The 20,669-nt window shown below is 59.8% G+C and carries 21 protein-coding genes; 14 read left to right on the forward strand and 7 right to left on the reverse strand.

The features are described from left to right. Positions 1 to 261: 261 nt before the first annotated feature. Both J2Y83_RS21185 and J2Y83_RS21190 read left to right on the forward strand, forming a co-directional pair. On the forward strand, positions 262 to 1,791 hold the full coding sequence (locus J2Y83_RS21185; protein ID WP_253397986.1) for an NCS1 family nucleobase:cation symporter-1: 1,530 nt from the start codon (positions 262 to 264) through the stop codon (positions 1,789 to 1,791). A gap of 12 nt (positions 1,792 to 1,803) precedes the next feature. After that, positions 1,804 to 2,526: an aspartate/glutamate racemase family protein gene (locus J2Y83_RS21190; protein ID WP_253397988.1), complete on the forward strand. Its 723-nt coding sequence runs from the start codon at positions 1,804 to 1,806 to the stop codon at positions 2,524 to 2,526. Positions 2,527 to 2,541: 15 nt separating this feature from the next. On the opposite strand, the gene J2Y83_RS21195 is transcribed toward J2Y83_RS21190, so the two are convergent. Then, positions 2,542 to 3,465, reverse strand: a complete 924-nt coding sequence (locus J2Y83_RS21195; protein ID WP_253397990.1) for a LysR family transcriptional regulator — start codon at positions 3,463 to 3,465, stop codon at positions 2,542 to 2,544. 126 nt (positions 3,466 to 3,591) lie between these two features. On the opposite strand from J2Y83_RS21195, the gene J2Y83_RS21200 reads away from it, so the two are divergent. Then, complete coding sequence (locus J2Y83_RS21200; RefSeq protein WP_017848487.1) at positions 3,592 to 4,338, forward strand: 3-oxoacyl-ACP reductase family protein; 747 nt, start codon at positions 3,592 to 3,594, stop codon at positions 4,336 to 4,338. A gap of 19 nt (positions 4,339 to 4,357) precedes the next feature. On the opposite strand, the gene J2Y83_RS21205 is transcribed toward J2Y83_RS21200, so the two are convergent. Together J2Y83_RS21205 and J2Y83_RS21210 are read right to left on the reverse strand one after the other, a co-directional pair. Next, positions 4,358 to 5,047 carry an HAD-IA family hydrolase gene (locus tag J2Y83_RS21205; RefSeq protein WP_253397992.1) on the reverse strand — a complete coding sequence of 230 codons (690 nt, stop codon included), beginning with the start codon at positions 5,045 to 5,047 and terminating at the stop codon, positions 4,358 to 4,360. 90 nt (positions 5,048 to 5,137) lie between these two features. Continuing rightward, entirely contained in the window at positions 5,138 to 6,106 is a 969-nt protein-coding gene (locus tag J2Y83_RS21210; protein WP_253397993.1) for an NAD-dependent epimerase/dehydratase family protein, read from the reverse strand. A gap of 93 nt (positions 6,107 to 6,199) precedes the next feature. Between J2Y83_RS21210 and J2Y83_RS21215 the strand changes: the two genes are divergently transcribed. The 6 genes from J2Y83_RS21215 (at position 6,200) to J2Y83_RS21240 (ending at position 10,373) form a co-directional block, all read left to right on the forward strand. Next, the gene (locus tag J2Y83_RS21215; protein WP_253397995.1) at positions 6,200 to 7,084 is read left to right on the forward strand and encodes a LysR family transcriptional regulator; all 885 of its coding nucleotides are present in this window, start codon (positions 6,200 to 6,202) and stop codon (positions 7,082 to 7,084) included. A 54-nt stretch (positions 7,085 to 7,138) separates the two neighbouring features. Continuing rightward, positions 7,139 to 7,717: a DUF4337 domain-containing protein gene (locus J2Y83_RS21220; protein ID WP_253397997.1), complete on the forward strand. Its 579-nt coding sequence runs from the start codon at positions 7,139 to 7,141 to the stop codon at positions 7,715 to 7,717. A 77-nt stretch (positions 7,718 to 7,794) separates the two neighbouring features. Continuing rightward, positions 7,795 to 8,454, forward strand: a complete 660-nt coding sequence (locus J2Y83_RS21225) for a M24 family metallopeptidase (RefSeq protein ID WP_253397999.1) — start codon at positions 7,795 to 7,797, stop codon at positions 8,452 to 8,454. Between the two features lie 18 nt (positions 8,455 to 8,472). Then, a complete protein-coding gene (locus J2Y83_RS21230; RefSeq protein WP_253398001.1) occupies positions 8,473 to 8,826 on the forward strand; it encodes a gamma-glutamylcyclotransferase family protein in 354 nt (117 codons plus the stop codon). A 93-nt stretch (positions 8,827 to 8,919) separates the two neighbouring features. Beyond that, positions 8,920 to 9,255 carry a hypothetical protein gene (locus J2Y83_RS21235; RefSeq protein WP_253398003.1) on the forward strand — a complete coding sequence of 112 codons (336 nt, stop codon included), beginning with the start codon at positions 8,920 to 8,922 and terminating at the stop codon, positions 9,253 to 9,255. 77 nt (positions 9,256 to 9,332) lie between these two features. After that, positions 9,333 to 10,373, forward strand: coding sequence for a DMT family transporter (locus J2Y83_RS21240; RefSeq protein ID WP_253398006.1), 1,041 nt, complete (start codon positions 9,333 to 9,335; stop codon positions 10,371 to 10,373). Positions 10,374 to 10,403: 30 nt separating this feature from the next. Here the strand turns inward: J2Y83_RS21240 and J2Y83_RS21245 are convergent, their stop codons facing one another. After that, a complete protein-coding gene (locus J2Y83_RS21245) occupies positions 10,404 to 11,963 on the reverse strand; it encodes a sensor domain-containing diguanylate cyclase (protein WP_253398008.1) in 1,560 nt (519 codons plus the stop codon). 1,304 nt (positions 11,964 to 13,267) lie between these two features. Here J2Y83_RS21245 and J2Y83_RS21250 point away from each other — a divergent pair. The 3 genes from J2Y83_RS21250 to J2Y83_RS21260 all read left to right on the forward strand — a co-directional run bounded on the left by J2Y83_RS21250 (position 13,268) and on the right by J2Y83_RS21260 (position 14,802). Continuing rightward, positions 13,268 to 13,606, forward strand: coding sequence for a hypothetical protein (locus J2Y83_RS21250; protein WP_126589571.1), 339 nt, complete (start codon positions 13,268 to 13,270; stop codon positions 13,604 to 13,606). A gap of 25 nt (positions 13,607 to 13,631) precedes the next feature. Next, positions 13,632 to 14,312 (forward strand): SOS response-associated peptidase family protein, encoded by a 681-nt coding sequence (locus J2Y83_RS21255; protein WP_253398010.1) that lies wholly within the window; start codon positions 13,632 to 13,634, stop codon positions 14,310 to 14,312. Positions 14,313 to 14,415: 103 nt separating this feature from the next. Continuing rightward, entirely contained in the window at positions 14,416 to 14,802 is a 387-nt protein-coding gene (locus J2Y83_RS21260) for a DUF2513 domain-containing protein (RefSeq protein ID WP_253398012.1), read from the forward strand. A 74-nt stretch (positions 14,803 to 14,876) separates the two neighbouring features. Here the strand turns inward: J2Y83_RS21260 and J2Y83_RS21265 are convergent, their stop codons facing one another. The 3 genes from J2Y83_RS21265 to J2Y83_RS21275 all read right to left on the reverse strand — a co-directional run bounded on the left by J2Y83_RS21265 (position 14,877) and on the right by J2Y83_RS21275 (position 18,635). Further along, a complete protein-coding gene (locus J2Y83_RS21265) occupies positions 14,877 to 15,671 on the reverse strand; it encodes a DNA adenine methylase (RefSeq protein WP_253398014.1) in 795 nt (264 codons plus the stop codon). Positions 15,672 to 15,828: 157 nt separating this feature from the next. Continuing rightward, a complete protein-coding gene (locus J2Y83_RS21270; protein ID WP_253398016.1) occupies positions 15,829 to 16,878 on the reverse strand; it encodes a phage portal protein in 1,050 nt (349 codons plus the stop codon). Next, the gene (locus J2Y83_RS21275) at positions 16,878 to 18,635 is read right to left on the reverse strand and encodes a terminase ATPase subunit family protein (protein ID WP_253398018.1); all 1,758 of its coding nucleotides are present in this window, start codon (positions 18,633 to 18,635) and stop codon (positions 16,878 to 16,880) included. Before J2Y83_RS21275 ends, J2Y83_RS21270 begins: the two co-directional genes overlap by 1 nt. Positions 18,636 to 18,790: 155 nt before the next feature. Between J2Y83_RS21275 and J2Y83_RS21280 the strand changes: the two genes are divergently transcribed. After that, a complete protein-coding gene (locus tag J2Y83_RS21280) occupies positions 18,791 to 19,621 on the forward strand; it encodes a GPO family capsid scaffolding protein (protein WP_253398020.1) in 831 nt (276 codons plus the stop codon). Positions 19,622 to 19,661: 40 nt separating this feature from the next. Further along, positions 19,662 to 20,669: a phage major capsid protein, P2 family gene (locus J2Y83_RS21285; RefSeq protein WP_253398022.1), complete on the forward strand. Its 1,008-nt coding sequence runs from the start codon at positions 19,662 to 19,664 to the stop codon at positions 20,667 to 20,669.

Consider the following 20,669-nt stretch of genomic DNA (forward strand, 5'->3'; position numbering starts at 1 on the left):
CGTCCTGCCATTGTTTATCCTCTAAACAGACGACCTCCCCCGCTAGAAATAAATACCTGTTCAAACGGTCAATTTATATCGCTTTGAATTCAGTCAGTTATTTATAGAGCCTGCAAAAACGAAATTAACCAAGGTTTTCATAGATCAAAAACTGGCACGCATGTGGCTTAAGGTGAAATGCGATTTGTATACAATAAATACAAAACATACATACACTTTACCCGCTGCGGCATTGCTGCAGTTGTGCTGGAGCCTGCCGGAATGCGTACACGCCTCTCGAACACCCTCGCACTGGATCTGCCCTCCTCCGCCCTGAACCCCGAGGCCGCAAGCCCCGGCCCACTGGTACTCAGCCCACGCCTGCACAACCGGGACCTGGCGCCGACCAAGGTCGAAGGCCGACGTTGGGGGCGCTACAGCATCTTTGCGTTATGGACCAACGACGTACACAACATCGCCAATTACTCGTTCGCCATCGGCTTATATGCCCTGGGCCTGGGTGGCTGGCAGATTCTGTTATCCCTGGGGATCGGCGCGGCGTTGGTGTACTTCTTCATGAATTTATCGGGCTATATGGGGCAAAAGACCGGGGTGCCGTTTCCGGTGATCAGCCGCATCAGTTTCGGCATTCACGGCGCGCAGATTCCGGCCTTGATCCGGGCGGTCATTGCGATTGCCTGGTTTGGTATCCAGACCTACCTGGCCTCAGTGGTTTTCCGAGTGTTGCTGACGGCGATTCATCCAGGGTTTGCCGACTATGACCACAACTCGATCCTGGGCCTGTCGACCCTGGGTTGGGCATGTTTTGTGACGATCTGGTTCGTGCAACTGGTGATCCTGGCCTACGGCATGGAGACGGTGCGGCGCTATGAAGGCTTCGCCGGGCCGGTGATTTTGCTGACCGTCGCTTCGCTGGCTGGCTGGATGTATTTCCAAGCCGACGGCCACATCGCCTGGTCGATTCGCGAGCCGCTCACCGGTGGCGAGATGTGGCGCAATATCTTTGCCGGGGGCGCGCTGTGGCTGGCGATCTACGGCACGTTGATTCTCAACTTCTGCGACTTCGCGCGCTCTTCGCCGTGCCGCAAGACCATCCAGGTCGGCAATTTCTGGGGCCTGCCGGTGAACATCCTGGTGTTCGCCGCCATCACCGTGCTGCTCTGCGGCGGGCAGTTCCAGCTCAATGGCCGGGTGATCGAAAGCCCGACCGAGATCATCGCGGCGATCCCCAATACGTTCTTCCTGGTACTCGGCTGCCTGGCGTTCCTGATCGTCACCGTGGCGGTGAACATCATGGCCAACTTCGTCGCCCCGGCCTTTGTGCTGAGCAACCTGGCGCCCAAGTACCTGAACTTCCGCCGCGCCGGGTTGATCAGCGCAGCCGTGGCGGTGCTGATCCTGCCGTGGAACCTCTACAACAGCCCGCTGGTGATCGTGTACTTCCTTTCCGGCCTGGGCGCGCTGCTGGGGCCGTTGTACGGGGTGATCATGGTCGATTACTGGCTGATCCGTAAAAGCCAGGTCGACGTGCCGCAACTGTACAGCGAAAACCCGAAGGGTGTTTATTACTACAGCCGTGGCGTGAATATGCGCGCGGTGGCGGCATTTATTCCTGCGGCGGTGATCGCCATCCTGCTGGCGCTGTTGCCGGGATTTGCCAGTGTCTCGCCGTTTTCCTGGTTGTTTGGCGCCGGTATTGCAGGGCTGTTGTACCGGCTGATCGCCAAGCGCCAGCCGTTCTACGCTGATGTCAGCGGTGAAAGCATTGCAGTCGATAACGTCAGTCATTAAAAAGGACATTCCATGCGCATCCTCGTGGTCAACGTCAACACCACCGAATCCATCACCCAAACCATCGCCGAGCAAGCGCGGGCCGTGGCCTCGCCGGGCACCGAGATTATCGGGCTCACCCCATACTTCGGCGCCGAATCGGTGGAAGGCAATTTTGAGAGCTACCTGGCGGCCATCGCGGTGATGGACCGCGTGATGGCCTATGACCAACCGTTCGATGCGGTGATCCAGGCCGGGTATGGCGAACATGGGCGCGAAGGCCTACAGGAATTGTTGAACGTGCCGGTGGTGGACATCACCGAAGCGGCGGCCACCACCGCGATGTTCCTCGGCCACGCCTATTCGGTGGTGACCACCCTGGACCGCACGGTGCCGCTGATCGAAGACCGCCTGAAACTCGCCGGCCTGTATCAACGCTGCGCCTCGGTGCGGGCCAGCGGCATGGCGGTGCTGGAGCTGGAAGAACACCCGCTGGCGGCCATGGAGGCCATCGTGCGGCAGGCGGAACTGGCGATCCGCGAGGACAAGGCCGAGGTGATCTGCCTGGGGTGCGGCGGCATGGCCGGGCTGGACGAACGCATTCGCCAGCGCACCGGAGTGCCGGTGGTGGATGGGGTGACGGCGGCGGTGACGATTGCCGAAGGGTTGGTGCGACTGGGGTTGTCGACGTCGAAGGTCAGGACCTACGCCACGCCACGGCCGAAGAACGTCATCGGCTGGCCGCGCAGCCGATAGAACGGGGCGCGGCGATCAAATCGCGCTGAAGCGCTGCGCCAGTCCCGCGATTAAAAACTGCTCGAGGATGAAGTCGACAAACGCCCGCGTCTTACCGGGCAGCAGTTTGTGTTCGGCGTAGTAGAGGGAGATGTTGCCGTCGTCGACATACCAGTCGGGCAGCACCCGCACCACCGCGCCGCTGTCGAGGAACGGCACCGCCATCGGCATGCTCACCAACGCGATGCCCAGGCCCTGGGCGGCGGCGCAACAGGCGGCCTCCGAATCGCTCAGGGTCATGCGCGGCTTGAGCACCAACGGGCGCTGTTCGCGCTCACGGTTGCTCAGTTGCCAGGAGCGCACGCGGCCGGTTTGCGGGGAGCGGATCAGGATGCCCAGACAGCGCGCCAGATCCTCCGGCGCCAGTACCGGCGGGCGTTGCGCCAGGTACTCCGCTGACGCCACCAGCACCCGGTGCGCGGGCGTGAGCTTGCGCGCCACCACGCCCTGGGGCAGCTCAAAGCCACCGCCGATGGCCGCGTCGAAGCCCTGGCCGATCAGGTCAACCTGGCGGTTATCAAAATGCCAATCCGGGCTGATATCCGGAAAACGCCGGACGAACTCCCCCAGCAACGGCATGACATAGCGATTACCGAACACTGTGCCCATGCTGACCTTGAGCGTCCCCACCGGCCGACCCTCGGCGCTGGCCAGGTTGGCCACGGCGTTCTGAATGGTGATGAGGCTGTCGCTGACTTCGGCGAGGAACCGCTTGCCGGCTTCGGTCAGGGTCAGGCGCCGGGTGCTGCGCTGGAACAGCCGCACACCCAGGCGCGCTTCCAGCTTGGCGACACTTTTGCCCACCGCCGCCGGGGTCAGGCTCAAGTGCCGGGCCGCTTCGGCAAAGCTGCCGCCTTCGGCGCTGCGCACAAAGCATTCGATACTGCCGAAGCTCTCCATATCCGCCCACTCTAAACTTTTGGTTTACACAGACTATAGCAATCAGGGTCTACCGACAGCGCAGGGTGAGGTCGATACTCGGCTCCATCAACAAGGCATCCCGCCTTGAACAGCTAGGAGATCGACATGACCACCCAGAACCTCAGCGGCAAAGTCGCCTTGATTCAAGGCGGTTCACGCGGCATCGGCGCCGCCATCGTCAAGCGTCTTGCGGCGCAAGGTGCAGCCGTCGCCTTTACCTACGTCAGTTCGGCCGCCAAGGCCGCAGAATTGCAGAACAGCGTGATCAGCGCCGGCGGCAAAGCCTTGGCGATTCAGGCCGACAGCGCCGATGCCACGGCGATTCGCAACGCGGTCAACGCCACGGTCCAAGCCTTCGGCCGCCTGGATATCCTGGTGAACAACGCAGGCGTACTGGCCATCGCCCCGCTGGAAGACTTCAAGCTGGAGGACTTCGACCAGACCCTGGCAATCAACGTGCGCAGCGTGTTCATCGCCACTCAGGAAGCGGCCAAGCACATGGGCGAAGGCGGCCGCGTGATCAACATCGGCAGCACCAACGCCGAGCGCATGCCGTTTGGCGGCGGCGGGCCGTATGCGATGAGCAAGGCGGCGCTGGTCGGTTTGACCAAGGGCCTGGCGCGGGACCTGGGGCCGCGTGGCATTACTATTAACAACGTGCAGCCAGGGCCGGTGGACACCGACATGAACCCGGCGAACAGTGAATTCGCCGAGAGCCTGATCGGGTTGATGGCGGTGGGCCGTTATGGCCATGTCGAGGAGATCGCCAGCTTTGTGGCCTACCTCGCCGGGCCGGAAGCCGGATATATCACCGGAGCCAGCCTGACCATTGATGGTGGGTTCAGTGCATAACCGCCTGTAGGAGCCCGGGTCAGGACATTGGCGGCAAGCCGTAGGCGGCGAGGTCGAAGTCCGCGAGTTTGCGGATGATCTGGTCGGCGTGGTGGTACTTGCTGTCGGCCATGGCTTCATCGGGCACGGCGATGGCGGTCATCCGGGCCGCCTTCGCCGCGGTGACGCCGAACGGCGAGTCTTCAAACACCAGGCAATCTTGCGGCGCAATGCCCAGGCGCCGCGCGGCGGTGAGGAAGATGTCCGGCGCGGGTTTGGCCGCGCCGACTTCCGGGTCGTCAGCCGTGACGATGGTGCCAAACAGGCCAAACCACTCGCGGTGCAGCGTGGTCTTGTGGCCAAAGGAGTTGCGCGACGAACTGGTGCCCACCGCAATCGGAATATTGTGCGCACTCAGGTGCCGTACCAACGCTTCGGCACCGGGCATGCCCAATGCCCTGGGGAAACGTTCGCTCATCAGCGGCTCACGGATTTCGAGGAACTCAGCCGCCGTGATCGGCAGGTCCAGCGCCTTGACCACGTAGTCGGCCAGGTCCTGGGCACCGCGCCCGATGATGTGCTGTTTGATCCCCCAGTCATAGGTACGCCCGAAGCGCTCGGCGATGATCTGCGTCACTTCGGTGTAGATGCCTTCGGTATCCAGCAACAAGCCGTCCATATCGAAAATCACGGCCTTGATCGGACCGACTGCGCTACGCGGTGCATTCATCACAACAAAACCCTGGAGGAAGGACTAAAAGGATTCAGCACAATACCGGCCACGCTTGTCGGCAGGCAACCCTTTAGGCTGTGCGCCTGATCAGGCAGGCGTGGGCAGGCAGCCCAGGCTGGTCAATGCGGCCTCCACCGCGTGTTCCAACGGCGTATGGGGTTCGTGGCCCAGGGCCGCAAGCAAGCGTTGGTTATCCATACGCAACGGGGTTTGCCACAGATAACGCATCTCCTGTATCTCGCGAAAGGTCACGACAAACGGTGCAGCCAACGTCAACAACCACCAGGGAAATACGCCTACACGCGGTTGCAGGCCCGTCCTGCGTAACACTACGCGCTGGATCGCCTGGCTCATCTGCGTGCCATCACTGTCCACGTGCCCGGCCATATGAAAGCAGGCAAAGGCCTCGAGGGTGGCGCGACGCTCAATCAACTCGAGCATGGTGCGCGCCACATCCGGTAGGTAGGCCCATTGGTGGGCGACGCCAGGCACGCCTGGTTCGCTGACGGCGCGCACCGGTTTACCGGGTTTGACCAGGCCTTGGGAGAACCAGTTGTTGGCCGCTCCGGCGCCGAAAAAATCCCCGGCACGCACGATCACTACACGAGCGCCCTCGCGGGAAGACTGCAGCAAGCGCTGCTCCAGTTGCACCCGTATCGCGCCCTTGCGGGTCAGCGGGTGCTGGGGTGAGTCTTCGGAAAGCACCGGGAACGCATCCGGCCCGAAGTTGTAGACCGTACCGGGCAACACGATGGTCGCGCGCTCGGCGATGGCGGCCGCTATGGTGTTGTCGATCATCGGCAGCACCTGCTCGGCCCAATTGCGATAGCCCGGCGGGTTCACCCCATGGATGATCACCGCGCAGCCACGGGCGGCAGCGATCACTTCGTCGCGATTGAGCGCATCGCCTTTGAGCCAGGTATAGGCGGCATTCTGGCTACGGGCCTTGACGACATCCCGGGTCAACGCACACACCTGCCAGCCCGCCGCGCTCAGCTGTCGCGCCACTTCGCCGCCGATACCGCCGGTTGCACCCAATACCAGAACCTTGCTCATCATCCGCTCCCACGTTGGTTGGAGCGGCCATTCTGTTCGCAGCACAGCTATAGAGGAATTGCCGAAGACCATCCAGACGCTATACATTTACGCATGGCATTGAACATTGGTTGGGAGCTTTACCGATCGTTTCTTGGCGTACTCAAGGAAGGATCGCTGTCGGGGGCCGCACGGCAGCTCGGCATCACACAGCCCACCGTCGGTCGGCATATTGCCGCGCTGGAAACGGCCTTGGGCGTGGTGCTGTTCACTCGTTCCCCCACCGGACTGCTGCCGACGGCAGTGGCCCACACCATGAGAGCCCACGCCGAGACAATGGAGCGCACGGCCGCCGCCCTCGAACGTAGCGCCTCCGCCCAAGGCGACGAGGTCCGCGGCGTGGTGCGCGTATCCGCCAGCGAGGTGGTCGGCGTGGAAGTACTGCCGCCAATCATCACGCGGTTGCGCCAACAGCATCCTCAGCTCAAGGTCGAACTGGTCCTGACCAACCGCCTGAGCGACCTGCTGCAATTGGAAGCTGACATCGCCGTGCGGATGGTCCGCCCCAGCCAGGAGCAACTGCTGGCACAGCGCATCGGCCTGATCGAAGTCGGCCTGCATGCCCGCGACGATTACCTGCACCAGCACGGTACGCCGCAAGAGTTGAAAGACCTGACCGACCACGCGGTGATCGGCTACGACCGGGAAAACGCGTTTATCCGCAGCCTGGCCGTTAAAGGCTTCGAACGCAGCACCTTCGCCCTCAGCAGCGACAGCGACCTGGCGCAACTGGCGCTGATCCGTGCCGGCGCCGGCATCGGCGGATGCCAGGTCAAGCTGGCCCAACAAGACACGCGCCTGCGTCGGGTACTGCCGGAAGCATTCGCGCTCAAACTCGACACCTGGGTCACCATGCATGAAGACCTGCGCAACAGCCCACGCTGCCGGGCGACGTTTGACGCGCTAGTCGCGGGTTTACAGCATTACGTACAGGATTGAGACAGCTTCGCTGAGGAAGAATCAAACGCCCTCAATCCCTTCATAGCCGCCCCCATGACCGAAGCCTTCGAAGTCCCCAGCCCCCACGAAAAACACATCGAACACACCACCGAACATGCCCACGCGCGCGGTGACAATTTCGCCAGCCGCATCGCCGTGATGACCGCGCTGATGGCCACCCTTGGCGCCATGCTCAGCTACCAGGCCGGCTCCACCGAAAGCGAAGCGGCGATGGACAAGAACAACGCCGCCATTTTCAAGACCGAAGCCGCCAACCAGTGGAACTACTACCAGGCCAAATCCAGCCGGCAAAACCTGGCGGAACTGGCTACCCATATTCCCGGTGTGGACGCCGCGCACTACAAGGATGAGAGCGAGCGCTACAAGGGCCAGAAGGAAGACGTGCGTAAACAGGCCGAGAAACTTGAGGCAACCTCACGGGAATGGGATCAGAAATCCGAAGAAGCGCTGCACCAGCATCACCGCTGGGCCCAGGCGATGACGGCGATTCAGATCGCGATTTCGTTGGCGGCGATTACGTTGTTGACGCGCAAGGAATGGTTGAAGCGCATGTCGTATACCGCTGGCGGTGTCGCCGTGGTGCTGGGCAGCCTGGCGTGGCTGCATGTCTAATAATTTCGCTTGGGCGCCCAATACCAGTCGCTATATAGTAAACCTCATAACGCTACCCACCGCACAAGGAGATAACGGTGTCGGAACAACCCAAAGAAGCCGTGGGCGCCGCCTACAGTATCGAATCCATGCGCCATGCCCAGGCCATGACCTGGCAAGCCATCGAACAACTGGCCCAGCGCATCCGCCCCGGCATGCTCGAATCCGAAGCGCGCGAGCTGGGCAAGCACGTCCTCGCCGACCTCGACATGCAACGCATCTGGCACCCGCTGCTGGTGCGCTTCGGCGCCAATACCCTCAAGACCTTCAAGCAACGCTCCGACGGTGACCCGGTACTCGGTGAAAACGACATGTTCTTCATCGACATGGGCGCCGTCTGGCAAGGTCACGAAGGCGACGCGGGTGCCACCTTCAGCACCGGCACCGACCCGGACATGATCGCCTGCGCCAACGCGGCCAAAGAGCTGTTCGACCGCGTGCAGGCGCGCTGGAAAAACGACCAGGTCATCGGCCTCGAACTCTACCGCTACGCCGAAGCACAAGCCCAGGCCATGGGCTGGCAGTTGAACCTCGACATCAAGGGCCACCGCGTCAGCGACTTTCCCCACGCGATCCATCGTGGCGGCGACCTCGGCGACTTCGAGCACTACCCGAATGCGGGGCTGTGGATTCTGGAAATCCAGATCGCTCACCCGAGCAAGCCGTATGGCGCATTCTATGAAGACCTACTCGCTTAATCGTTCAAAGGAACCAAAATGGAACGCTGCGCCGAATTCCCCGTACTGTTGTTTTCCTACGGCACCTTGCAGGACAAGGCCGTCCAACTCGCCCACTTCGGCCGAGAACTGGTAGGCCAGCACGACGCAATGTTGGGCTACTCGAAAAACTGGGTAGAGATTACCGACCCGCAAGTGCTGGCCACCAGTGGCAAGACCCATCACCCGATTGTGGCGCCGAGCACCGACCAAGGCGCCAGCGTTGAAGGCAGGGTGTTTCAGATTACCGAGCAGGAGTTGGCGGCGGCGGATGCGTATGAAGTGTCCGACTACAAGCGGGTCAGCGTGGCGTTGGCATCGGGCCTGACGGCTTGGGTGTATGTGCAAGCCTGAACGACCGGCAATTGTTTTCAATCTGTTACAGGAGCGTTTAAAGTATCGCCCCCCGAGAATTGAATCTCGGGATTCAGCCCATGGAGTTACTCAGTGAAGTACGTCAGTAAAGTGGTTGCAGCAGCAGTTCTCGGTTTCACCCTCGCAGGCTGCACCGGCACCGCCATCAAATCCCCGCAATATGACAGCAGCCAATACACCGTGCTGGGTCACAGTGAAGCCACCGCCACCGGCATCATGCTGTTCGGTGTGATCCCAATCGGCCAGAACAGCCGTTTCGTCCGCGCCCAGACGGCTGCCATCCAGGCAAAAGGTGGCGACGCGCTGATCAATACCGAAGTCCAGGAAAAATGGTTTTGGGCTTGGGTGCTGAGCGGTTACACCACCAAGATCTCCGGTGATGTGGTTAAGCTGAAAGCTGCGCACTAAACCGAACGATGCACTATTTGCCCGGGATTTAACCTGAGCGTGCGACGTATCATGGACCAACCTTTCGAGGAGGGTCCATGAACCTCAGTATCCTTTACGCACTCGCCGCCGCCGCGCTGTTCGGCGCCAGCACCCCGCTCGCCAAAAGCCTCGGCCTGGGCCTCTCGCCCGTGCTGCTCGCAGGCCTGCTTTACCTCGGCAGCGGCGCCGGACTCGCCATCGTGCGCCTTATCCGTGATCGCGGCTGGACCCCCACCGGGCTGACGCCCTCCGAATGGCCGTGGCTGCTCGGCGCCATTGCGTTCGGCGGCATCTTCGGGCCCGTGGCCCTGATGTTAGGCCTCACCCGAACCTCCGGCGCCACCGCGTCGCTGATGCTCAACCTTGAATCGGTATTGACCGCGTTGATCGCCTGGCTGGTCTTCAGGGAAAACGCTGACCGTCGCATCGTCCTCGGGATGATTGCGATTGTGCTGGGTGGCGTGGCGTTGTCATGGCCCCAAGGCGGCGCCGACAGTCACGATTGGACCGGGCCACTCGCGGTTGCCGTGGCCTGCCTGTGCTGGGGGATTGATAACAACCTGACACGCAAGGTGTCGGCCTCGGACGCGCTGTTTATCGCCGGCGCCAAGGGCTTGATCGCGGGTGTGGTCAATTGCAGCCTGGCACTGTACCTCGGCGCGCAGATCCCCGGCCTGGCGCAGCTCGCGCCGATTTTGCTGGTCGGGTTTCTCGGCTATGGCATCAGCCTGGTGCTGTTTGTGTTGGCGTTACGCGGGCTGGGCAGTGCGCGCACCGGCGCCTATTTTTCTACCGCGCCCTTCCTCGGCGCTGCACTGGCCTTGCTGGTGCTGGGCGAGTCGGTGAGCGGCGCGTTCTGGATTGCTTCGGCGCTGATGGCTGTGGGGGTGTGGCTGCACCTGACCGAGCGCCATGCCCATGCACATCAGCATGAGGCGACGGAACACGGGCATCGGCATGTCCACGATGAACATCATCAACATGAACACGCGTTTGAGTGTGACCCGGCAATGCCGCACACTCATGTGCATACCCATAACCCGATCAAGCATAGCCATCCGCATTTTCCGGACATTCATCATCGGCATCGGCATTGAAGGCGTGTCCCGAGACTGGCGGGCCACCCATCAAGCCTGTTCCGCCACCACCCGATTACGACCGTTTTGCTTGGCCTGGTACAAAAGCTGGTCAGCCCTCTCAAGCACAGCGGATATCGAATCGCCATCGGGATGCCATAACGCGACGCCCAGCGACACGGTGATGTGCCCGACAGTAACAATGTCTGCGGCTTCGATCGAGGCACGCAATCGCTCGGCGACATCCGTTGCAGCCTGAAGCGAACTGTTGGGCAATAACAATACGAACTCCTCTCCGCCGACCCGGCAGGGCAAGTCGTTGGACCGTGAGTTCTGGTGCATGAGTTGCGCGATGGCCCTCAGCGTTTCATCACCCACACCATGACCAAACGTATCGTTCACACGCTTGAAGTGGTCGATGTCCATGGAAACGACTGCGAACGCTTTGTCGGCGTCCTGCCAGCGCGACAGCACGTCCTGCATCGCTCGACGATTGGCCAGCCCTGTCAGCACATCAGTTTGTGCCTCCTGGTTTAGCTTGCCGATCTTTTCCTGTAGCAGGGTGGCGCCAAGCAACAGTGCTCTGCGAATCTGCCAGCTTTCGAAATAGCGCGACGGGATTGCGCTGATACGTTCGTAGCTGTCCGGTGAGTCCAGCCGTTTGGCGCAATCGGCAAGCCTGGACAATGGCGCCGAGATCCGTGCGCCCAACCACCAGATCAACACGATTCCGAACAGCGCCAGGGGCGCGATACCCTGCGCCACCTTGGCCATGGTGTGTCGCAGGATGGCTTGTATGTTTTCGAGTGGCTGCTGCGAGATCACCCCCCAACCACTGCTGGGCACCCTGGCGAAACCCGCGAGCATGTCCACGCCATTGGCATCCGTCGCCTGCAACGTTCCCGCGTCCTGACTAAGTGCCGCGTCGACGATCAACCCCACTCCAGTGACGTTCCCGATGCGCTCGGGATCGGTGTGATAGAGCACCCGGCGAGCGCTGTCGACGAGATAAACATGCGCCCCGTCCTTACGCACATTGGTGTCCATCAGCGCCTGGAGCGTATTCCTCTGTTCAAGTTGGATACTGCCCCCGATCAGGCCCAGGTACTCTCCTTTCGCGTCAAATATGGGCTGGGAGATAAAGACCACCAGATTGCCGGCGATGGACTTGAACGCGTTGCTGATTATCGGCGTGCGAAGACTGAGAGGCTCCCTGTGTTGCAGCGTCCGTCCATCGAGATGGAGGTTCTCGGGAACTGAGGCAATGACTGTTCCCGCCGCATCGGCGATCAACACCGAGTTGAAACTGGCGTCTTGCCCAAACAGTCGCTGGACTTCATCTGCCAGTTTTTGCTTGTCGCCAAAGGTTTTGCCAATGACGCCCGAGCCATATTTCAGCTTATCGAGGTCGGAGTTGAGTACCTGCTCCACACTCCGGGCGATCCGAGAGCCATAGGCTTTGTTCACTTCCAGCGCATTCTCGATCAATTCCTGCTTCTGAATCTTGAACATCACCCAGAAACTGTTGCCCAGGGTTGCGATTGCCGAAAGCAGTACAAAGATAAGAATCAGAATGCGAAGGTTGAGTTTCGGCTTCGGTCGGGTGGTCATTTTACGCAGTCCGGATGGGCAGAAGAATTGCGAACGATTCGATGCAGGATGAATCCTCCTAGTTTTCGCAGGCACCTGATCGACCAGTTTTGGCCGAAAGCAGCCTGCTTAACAAGCATAAAAGCCCACCTGTCAATTCTGAACCCGCCGAACAGCCGTGTCTGAAGACAGACGGCAAAAAACACCGTCAGTCCCACATTGGGCCTATATGGCCTTTTTTTCAGCCACAAAAAACCACAAACCCCCGACTTTCACTAGGAAAATCAGGGGTTTGTGTTTGTAGAATGTGGCGGTGAAGGAGAGATTCGAAAGTACCCGCACCCTCCATCACACAACAAACACCCCGGTTTACGAGGGCTCCAGCGGTGCTGGCTGCGGGAAATCATTCCCACGCCATTCCCACGGGCTCAAGCACGCATCTAAGTTCGCGGGCGCATCATACGTGTAGGGGCATAAAATTCAAGGTGTAGGGTGGGGGCTAAAAAAAGAGTAACATTAGTAATCTTGACCAAAAAAACCATCTAAGTCATTGAAATATATGGTTTTATGTCAGTGGCGAAAAGGTAATATTTAAGTAATATTGAAGTAATCTGATTACTCTTTATAACTGTAACCCTCGCCATATTTAAAACCCTTTAAAATCAATAACTTGATAGAAAATTACTTTTTTAATTACTTCTCTGTTACTCCTTTTTGTAATACCTAACCCCACGGAATACGCGGCCTCCAGCCCATTCCCCAGAAGTGGTTACCGAAATTACTCTTTCTGAAACACCCTCCCTCTACCGCCGCAGCAAAGCCTCCAGGCCTTTCGAAAAAAATCCCCCGGTGCAGGGTTCCGCAGGCTTTCAACCTCCCCACAACGCAAAGCAAGCGCCCAGCCTGAGCCGCCGCGAGTGGTCCGCAGGAACGCGGAAAAAACGACCCATTTAGCCCGCAGGCGAGGTGGGGGGACGACGGCGCGCGCCGAGTGCTGAAGCACGTCACCGCCCCGATGTGGCACGCCTGTACCCCGATATCTGGCACGCCAACTCCCCACGTTGTCGGCAGCTCGCTGGGTGCCAACCGCGCAGCCTCCGAAGCCCCGTGTTTATTGGGCCGCGCAGCCGCTTTGGCTTGCCGTGACATCCTGCAAATGCTATGTTGAACTGGGTTTTTTCATGCTGCTGAAGGGTGAACTTTCATCTATCCCAGCTGATTTTTCTGACCCAAAGCCCCCCCTCCCTCCTACAGTTCGTCGCCTCAAATCGCGTCATGGGAAAACCTCGATTACTGTATGCGTATACAGTATTGGATTCGCCCCCATGAATAACGATGAAGACACCCTCGGCTGGCTTGGCCTCCCTACCCCATTGCAAATGTACCGGCAGCACTGTCGCCTCCTGGAGAACGAGATCCAGGAACTGAACGTGCAACTGCGCAAAGCGCGGGAGGATGTTTTCGGAATCAGTCAGATGCTGCTGACTACCCAGGCGAAGAACACCGAGTTCGCCGGATACCTCCGTCAGAGAGGCGGCGAAGCGGCTGAGATGCGAAAGCAGATCGACACGCTGACGACGTCACTGCGCGCAAGTCAGCGTGAAGCCGAAGGCCTGAAGCGAATCGTCAACGAGATGAGACCTCGACCGACAACGATTGTCTAAGATCAAACGGAAGGAGGGTTTGGCTATGTGCGGAAGGCTGTCGCAGTACAGGGGAATCCATGACTTCGTTGCGGCGCTGAGCATGCCCAACGCCCTGGCAAACTCAGTGGGTGACCAACCGATCGAACGGTACAATGTTGCTCCGACGACCCAGGTGGCATTACTGCACATGCAAGGCGAATTGCTGCACGCCGATCCAGTTCGCTGGGGCTGGCGACCGCATTGGGCGAAAGACCGCGCCGCACCGATCAACGCACGCGTCGAAAAGGTCGCTCACGGCCCATTCTTCCGGGCGATCTGGCCGCACCGTGCGATCACGCCTATCGACAATTGGTTTGAGTGGGTGGATGAAGGCGGCACAAAGAAACAGCCATATCTGATCCGCAGGCGGGACGGAGAACCGATCTTATGCGCGGCCATCGGCCAACTCCCGGACGCCGATGAAGGCCCGGGCGAGCATGATGGTTTTGTGATCATCACCGCCGATAGTGCCGGCGGCATGGTGGACATTCACGACCGGAGGCCCGTGGTGCTGACGCCGGACCTTGCCCGCGAGTGGCTTGACCCGGCAACGCCAAAAGAGCGCGCCGAGCAGATAGTGTTGCACCAGGGCGAGCCGACCGAGGCCTTTGAATGGTTCAAGGTCAGCACCGCCGTAGGCAACGTAAGAAACAAGGAAGCCAGTTTGATTCAGCCAGTACCTTAAGAAACTATTGCCACCAGAGATATAAGCATTCGTGCTAGTGGCGTTGTAGTATCAAGGGGCGCTTGGTGTTGAGCGAAGCCTGAGACAACGTAAGGAGACACACATGCAAAGAGATATGGATTTAATGAGGCTCGTAGTGCTTGAGGTTGAGAAAGACCATCAGGGACCAAACGATTTAGTAAGTTACGAAGATTTTGACACCGATATGGTGATTGATGGATTTACTCCAGCCCAGGTTGAATATCACCTCAAACTGGCTATCCAGAGCGGGCTTTTTGAGATACCAGGCGGTGCCGGGGGCTTTTATATTTTTTCTGGGCTGACACCGTCTGGACACGATTTTGCCGACTCAGTAAGGGACGATAAAATCTGGAATATGACAAAACAAGGGGCGCTCAAAGCCAGCGGCTTCACATTCGAACTACTGGGCCAATTAGCGAAGGGATTGGTCAAGCAGCAACTCGAAAAGCATACAGGGGTAGCCCTTTGAAGAAATAACCAGCCGCTACCTCGGCAGCGGCTTGGTTACGCGGGTATAGACTCATACCCGCGGCCCTTCTTGATTCAGAACAACCCGCCCAGTGCTGCTGGCTCCCAATTCATGATTACCAGCTCTCCGCTGACTTCAGTCTTCGCCTGCCGCTGATTCGCCGTGCTATAGCGAATGTCCACCGTCTCAAAGTGGAATCCGTCGAACACACGCCGGATATCCGGGTGGTCGTTGATGCTGACCATCACCTTGCCCTTGCAGCGGCGCATGAAGTCGGCCATCCGCTCGTAGTTTTCAAAAGGAAAGTCCACGCCATAGCCTGCGGTCTGCCAGTAAGGCGGGTCCATGTAGTGGAACGTATGCGGTCGGTCGTACCGCTCCGCGCATTCCAGCCAGCCCAGGTTCTCAACGTAGGTGCCTGAGAGGCGCTGCCACGCAGCGGATAGGTTCTCCTCGATCCGCAGGAGGTTGATCGCCGGCCCCGTGGTGGCTGTGCCGAATGTCTGCCCGCTGACCTTCCCCGCAAACGCATGGTGCTGCAGGTAGAAAAAACGCGCTGCCCGCTGGATGTCGGTAAGTGTTTCCGGCCTGGTCATCTTCTGCCATTCGAACACCTGGCGCGAGCTAAGCGCCCACTTGAACTGGCGCACAAACTCTTCCAGGTGGTTCTGTACGACCCGGTACAACGTCACCAGGTCGCCGTTGATGTCGTTTAGAACTTCAACCGGCGCAGCCTGGGGCCGCATGAAGTAAAGCGCGGCGCCGCCGGCAAAGACCTCGACGTAACATTCATGCGGCGGGAACAGCGGGATAAGACGATCTGCCAGGCGACGCTTGCCGCCCATCCACGGGATTATTGGTGTGCTCATAAGTGATCCTTGTTTCGACAATTGGATTCGCTTAGGCTTCGCACCCCCTGCGCAGTGGGGCGAGGCCTTGGTTGGAGCACTCGGCGTGTTCGAGTGTTTCAGCGTCGAACCGGTGTTGACGCACCGGTTCGTCGCCTCGTTTGCTGCGCAGGGGTTTTTAGTCCCCCACGGGAATTTCATAGGGCTTGAACCGCACCACCTCCTCCCCGAGCCAGTCATTCACCTGCGCCATGCGCGCCTGAATCGGCTCCAGCTCATTGGCCGCATAGATCTGCGCCGCCTCCCTGATCGACCCAAACCCACCAGCGTTCTGCGGCACAATGCCCATCAACTGCGGCGGAATGCGCAAGCTGGCCAGCACGTCGTCGCGGGTCTGGTTTTTGATCGAGTTGAATTCGTCCTTGGCCGTCACTTCGCTGACCGGGATGATCTGCAACCCGTCCTTTTTGCCGTTCGGCGAGTACACAAACAGGTTGCGGAAGTTGCCAGGCCCCTTGGAATCCTTGAGCGCCTTGCGCAGGGAGTCGACGTCCGCTTCGTTCTGCGCGGCATCGGTCATGTAGAGGATGAAGCCGGCATGACTGCCGTTTTCGTAGTACTTGCGCCGAAACAGCGTGGCCGACTCGTTCAGCAATGCCGACTGCAAGGCGCTGATCCACTCAGGCAGGCCGTACACTTCCTGGTGCAGATCCGCCTCCCGCAGGTGGAAAACGGTGCCCGGCTCAAATTCGTGCTCTTCCTTCCAGCCCTGGACCATGAACTGCCGGCCATCCTTGCCCGAGCGCATGTACTTCGCCAGAGGCGGTACCAGCTCGCGCACCGGGCCGAGCATCGAGCGCCGTCCTTCCAGATACCCGTTACCCAGGCACAGGAAGTCCAGGGCGAACTGCTCGAACGCCGCGCGCGACAACAGCCGGTGCGGGATAAACGTCTTGCTCAACAGGTTGCGCTTGAACATCAGTCCCGAATGCAGATGCACGCTGGAACCCACCGAACGTGCCAGGCCATCCAGAGACAGCGGCGGCTCGTACCAGCGCCCGTTAAACCAGCACTCCAGATAATCAAACACCTCTCGGCCACTCAGCACCGGTGACGGATCGCCGAAGCTGAACGCCTCCATCTTGCTGTCACTGCGCGGAATAAACTCCTGCGTTGCAACCGTGGAAGGCTGGGCCACTTGCTTGGTATTTCTGCGGCGGTTCGACATCAAAAAATCTCCATCCGCCCGGTGTTGGCAGACGTCTGCCCCTCCAGCGGTTCGTTGTGCAATGCGTGAAAGAGCGCCCATGCCAGGTCGGCGTGGCCGGTGTTGTCGTTGCGGCCGGCGGTGTAGGTGAATTGGCGACCGCCTGCGGTGATGGTCTTGCGGATCGCCATCAATGACTGCGCCATGTCGGTCCAGCCGGCGTCGAACTCCAGCCGGCCCCGGTGGATCACGTCGTAGGCCTTCAGCACCAGGCGGGTCTTGACCTCAGGCGAATAGCTGAACGTGGTGACATTGGGGAAGAATTGGCGCACCAGCTGCGCCACGCCGCTGCCCAGGCCGGTGACATCGATCCCGATGTACGTCACCCAGTAGCGGTCGCAGACGGCTTTGATCACGCTGGCCTGGGCCGCGAAATCCATGCCACGGAACTGGTGACGCTCCAGCACCCGGAACTTGCCCCCAGGTACCAAAGGCGGTGCGACCACCACCAGACCCGAGCAATCGCCGGTTTCCGCCGGGTCATACCCCACCCACACCTGGCGGTCGCCGAACGGTCGCATCGCAAACGGCTTGTAGTCCTCTGCCCACTCGACCCAGCTGTCGACCATGCAGGGCTGCAACACCGTCAGCGGGAAAATGCTAGCGCCGTCGTCGACGAATTCGCACATGAGCAGGTTGGCGAACGCTTCCGGGCTGTACTCCCGCCGCAGTTCTTCAATGTCGAACAGGTCGCAACCGCCCTGCTCCGCGTCGAGGATGGTGACGATCTGTCGCCACAACCGGTCTTCGCAGAACCTACCCTGCTGGAGCGCCCCGTGGGATACATCGACTTTGGTGTGTTGCGCCGCCGGTTTGCCCTTGTTGAAGCGCTCGCCCGTCCAGAAGGTGTAGGCCTCATGGGCCATGGTCGACGGCGTCGAGAAGTAGGTTTTGCGCCACTTCTTGTGCATCGCCATACCCGACGCAACCTTGTTCAACTCCTCAAACTTGAACGTCCAGAAGAATTCGTCGAAGTAGAAATTGCCGTGGTAGCCCTGGGCGGTGCGCGCGTTGGTGCCGAGGAAAAACAGCTCCGCTCCATTGGGCAGAACGATAGGATCACCTGTCAGCTCGACACCGATAACCTCGCGGGCAAACGCCTGGATGTACCCACGGAACAGGTAGGCCTGGTTCTTCGATGCCGACAGGAAGATCTGATTGCGCCCGGTCTCCAGCGCATCAATGAACGCCTCGCGGGCAAAGTAGTAAGTGGCACCGATCTGACGGCTTTTGAGGATGACGCGGGTTCGCTGATTGCCGGCCCGGTACCAATCTTTTTGGTAGTCGAAGCACCCATCGATAAACGCCTCACGCAGCAGCTCGATCTGGTCTTCGCTGATGTCGTTTTTCGGCGTCTTTTTCTTCGGCCCCTCGTTGCGCTTGGCGAGGTTGGGGTTGAGTTCGGTTTCGGTGCCGCCACCCTGAAAGCGCTGAATGCGGGCCTGGCGCTCCAGCTGTCGGTGCAGCAGGTCAATCTCTTTAAAATCGCCGCCGCTCTTCCCTTCCTTGAGGATCAGTTGCACCAGCCGCGCTTCCAGCGCCCCGCCGATTCGCTCGATATTATCCGCCCGGTCCCACTCGTCACGGGCCTTCCAGCTGTGTAACGTTTTTTCCTTTTCGCCCGTAGCCTCGGCAATCTCACAGATGCGCCAACCCATCCAATACAGAAACTTGGATTGGCGTCGGGGATCGATTGGGAGCAGTTCAGTCGTAGTCATGGCCGCGATGCTGCCGCCCGCGCTTGCGAGTCAGTAGCGCCGCCCCTTGTAGTTCCGCTCTCTACAATCCCGCCCCGTTGCCGCAACTCGCGCGCGTCACGACCATGCCCCTCATTGCAACGCACTTAGCGCCCAACGCATTGAGGATTCCCGGCATGAAGAAATTTCGCAGCAATTGGTTCCGCGTCGCCGTCGAGGGCGCTACCTCCGACAAGCGGACCATCAAACGCAGCTGGCTGGAACAGGCTGCGAAGAACTTCAACCCGTCCACCTATGGCGCCCGTATCTGGCTGGAGCATTTCCGCAGCCTGCTGCCCGACAGCCCGTTCAAAGCCTATGGCGACGTGCTCGCGGTCAAGACCGAAGAAGTGGAAATCAACGGTGCGAAAAAGCTGGCCCTGTTCGTCCAGGTCGAACCGACGCCCGATCTGATCGCCATGAACAAGGCCAAGCAGAAGATTTATACCTCGATAGAAATCGACGACAGCTTCTCGGACACCGGCGAGGCCTACATCGTCGGCCTGGCGGTGACCGACTCCCCGGCCAGCCTGGGCACCGACGTACTGTCTTTCTCTGCGCAGAAGCCCGAATCCAGCCCATTCAAAGACCGCCATTATTCCGCGACGTCGATGTTCACCGAGGCGGTGGAAACCGAGCTGCAGTTTGAGGAAATCGAGGACAAGCCCAGCCTCGGCGCCCAGCTTTTCAGCAAGGTGCAGGCGCTCTTGGGCGGCAAACAAGCGAAGGACGATGCCGAATTCGCTCAGATGGGCCAGGCCGTGGAAGCGATTGCCGACCACGTCAAAGACCTGCCCGACCAACTGGCCGCTGAGAAGAAATTCTCCGGCGAGCTGAATACCAAGGTTGAGCAGCTCAGCAAAGACTTGGTCGATCTGAAAACCACCCTCGGCAAGACCCAAGACCACTCCCAAACCCAGCGCCCACCGGTAACCGGCGGCGGCAAACAAGCCCTGGCTGAGTTCTGACCTGCGGCCTTCACCGCCCAGCCCACTATCGGAGATACCCATGCGTAACGACACTCGAAAACTCTACACCGGCTACCTCAGCCAGGTCGCACAACTCAACGGTGTGGAATCGACCACCGCCACGTTCAGCGTTGACCCAACTATCCAGCAGCGCTTGGAAACCAAGATCCAGGAGTCGAGCGAGTTCCTGACCAAAATTAACGTCATCGGCGTCGACGAGCAGGAAGGCGAAAAAGTCGGCTTGGGCGTGGGCGGCACCGTTGCCAGCCGCACCAACACCAACGTAAAAAAACGCGAGCCGCGCAGCATCGGTACCCTGTCGAGCGACAAGTACAAGGCCGAGCAAACCGACTTCGACACCTTCGTCAGCTACAAACAGCTCGACGCCTGGGCCAAGTTCCCGGACTTCCAAACCCGACTGTCTGGTGCCATTGCGCAACGTCAGGCGCTCGACCGTATCCAGATCGGTTTCTACGGCACCTCGGCGGCCGAGCAAACCGACCGCACGGCGCACCCGTTGTTGGAAGACGTCAACATCGGCTGGCTCCAGCAGTACCGCACCCATGCCCCCGACCGTGTACTGAAGGAAGGCGCTACCCCCGGTAAGATCACCATTGGTAAAACCGGCGACTTCAAAAACATCGACGCCCTGGTCTACGACGCCATCCAGTTGCTGGACCCTTGGTATCGCCGCAACCCCGGTCTGGTTGTGCTGACCGGCCGCGAGCTGGTCCACGACAAGTTCTTGGCCCTGGTCAACAAGGACCAGGACGCGACCAACACCCTGGCAAGCGACCTGATCATCTCGCAACGTCGCGTCGGTGGCCTGCCGCTGTATGAGGTGCCGTACATCCCTGAAGGCACGATCCTCATCACCACTTTCGCCAACCTGTCGGTGTACTGGCAGATCGGCGCCCGTCGCCGTTACCTCAAGGAAGAGCCGGAGTGGAACCGTGTCTCCAACTTCGAATCGTCGAACGAGGCCTATGTGGTTGAGGAATACGGCCTGGGTTGCCTGCTGGAAAACATCACTCCGGTTGAGGGTTAA

Origin of the sequence: Pseudomonas marginalis, assembly GCF_024169655.1 — a bacterium.
In the GTDB taxonomy this organism is placed as follows: domain Bacteria; phylum Pseudomonadota; class Gammaproteobacteria; order Pseudomonadales; family Pseudomonadaceae; genus Aquipseudomonas; species Aquipseudomonas paraveronii.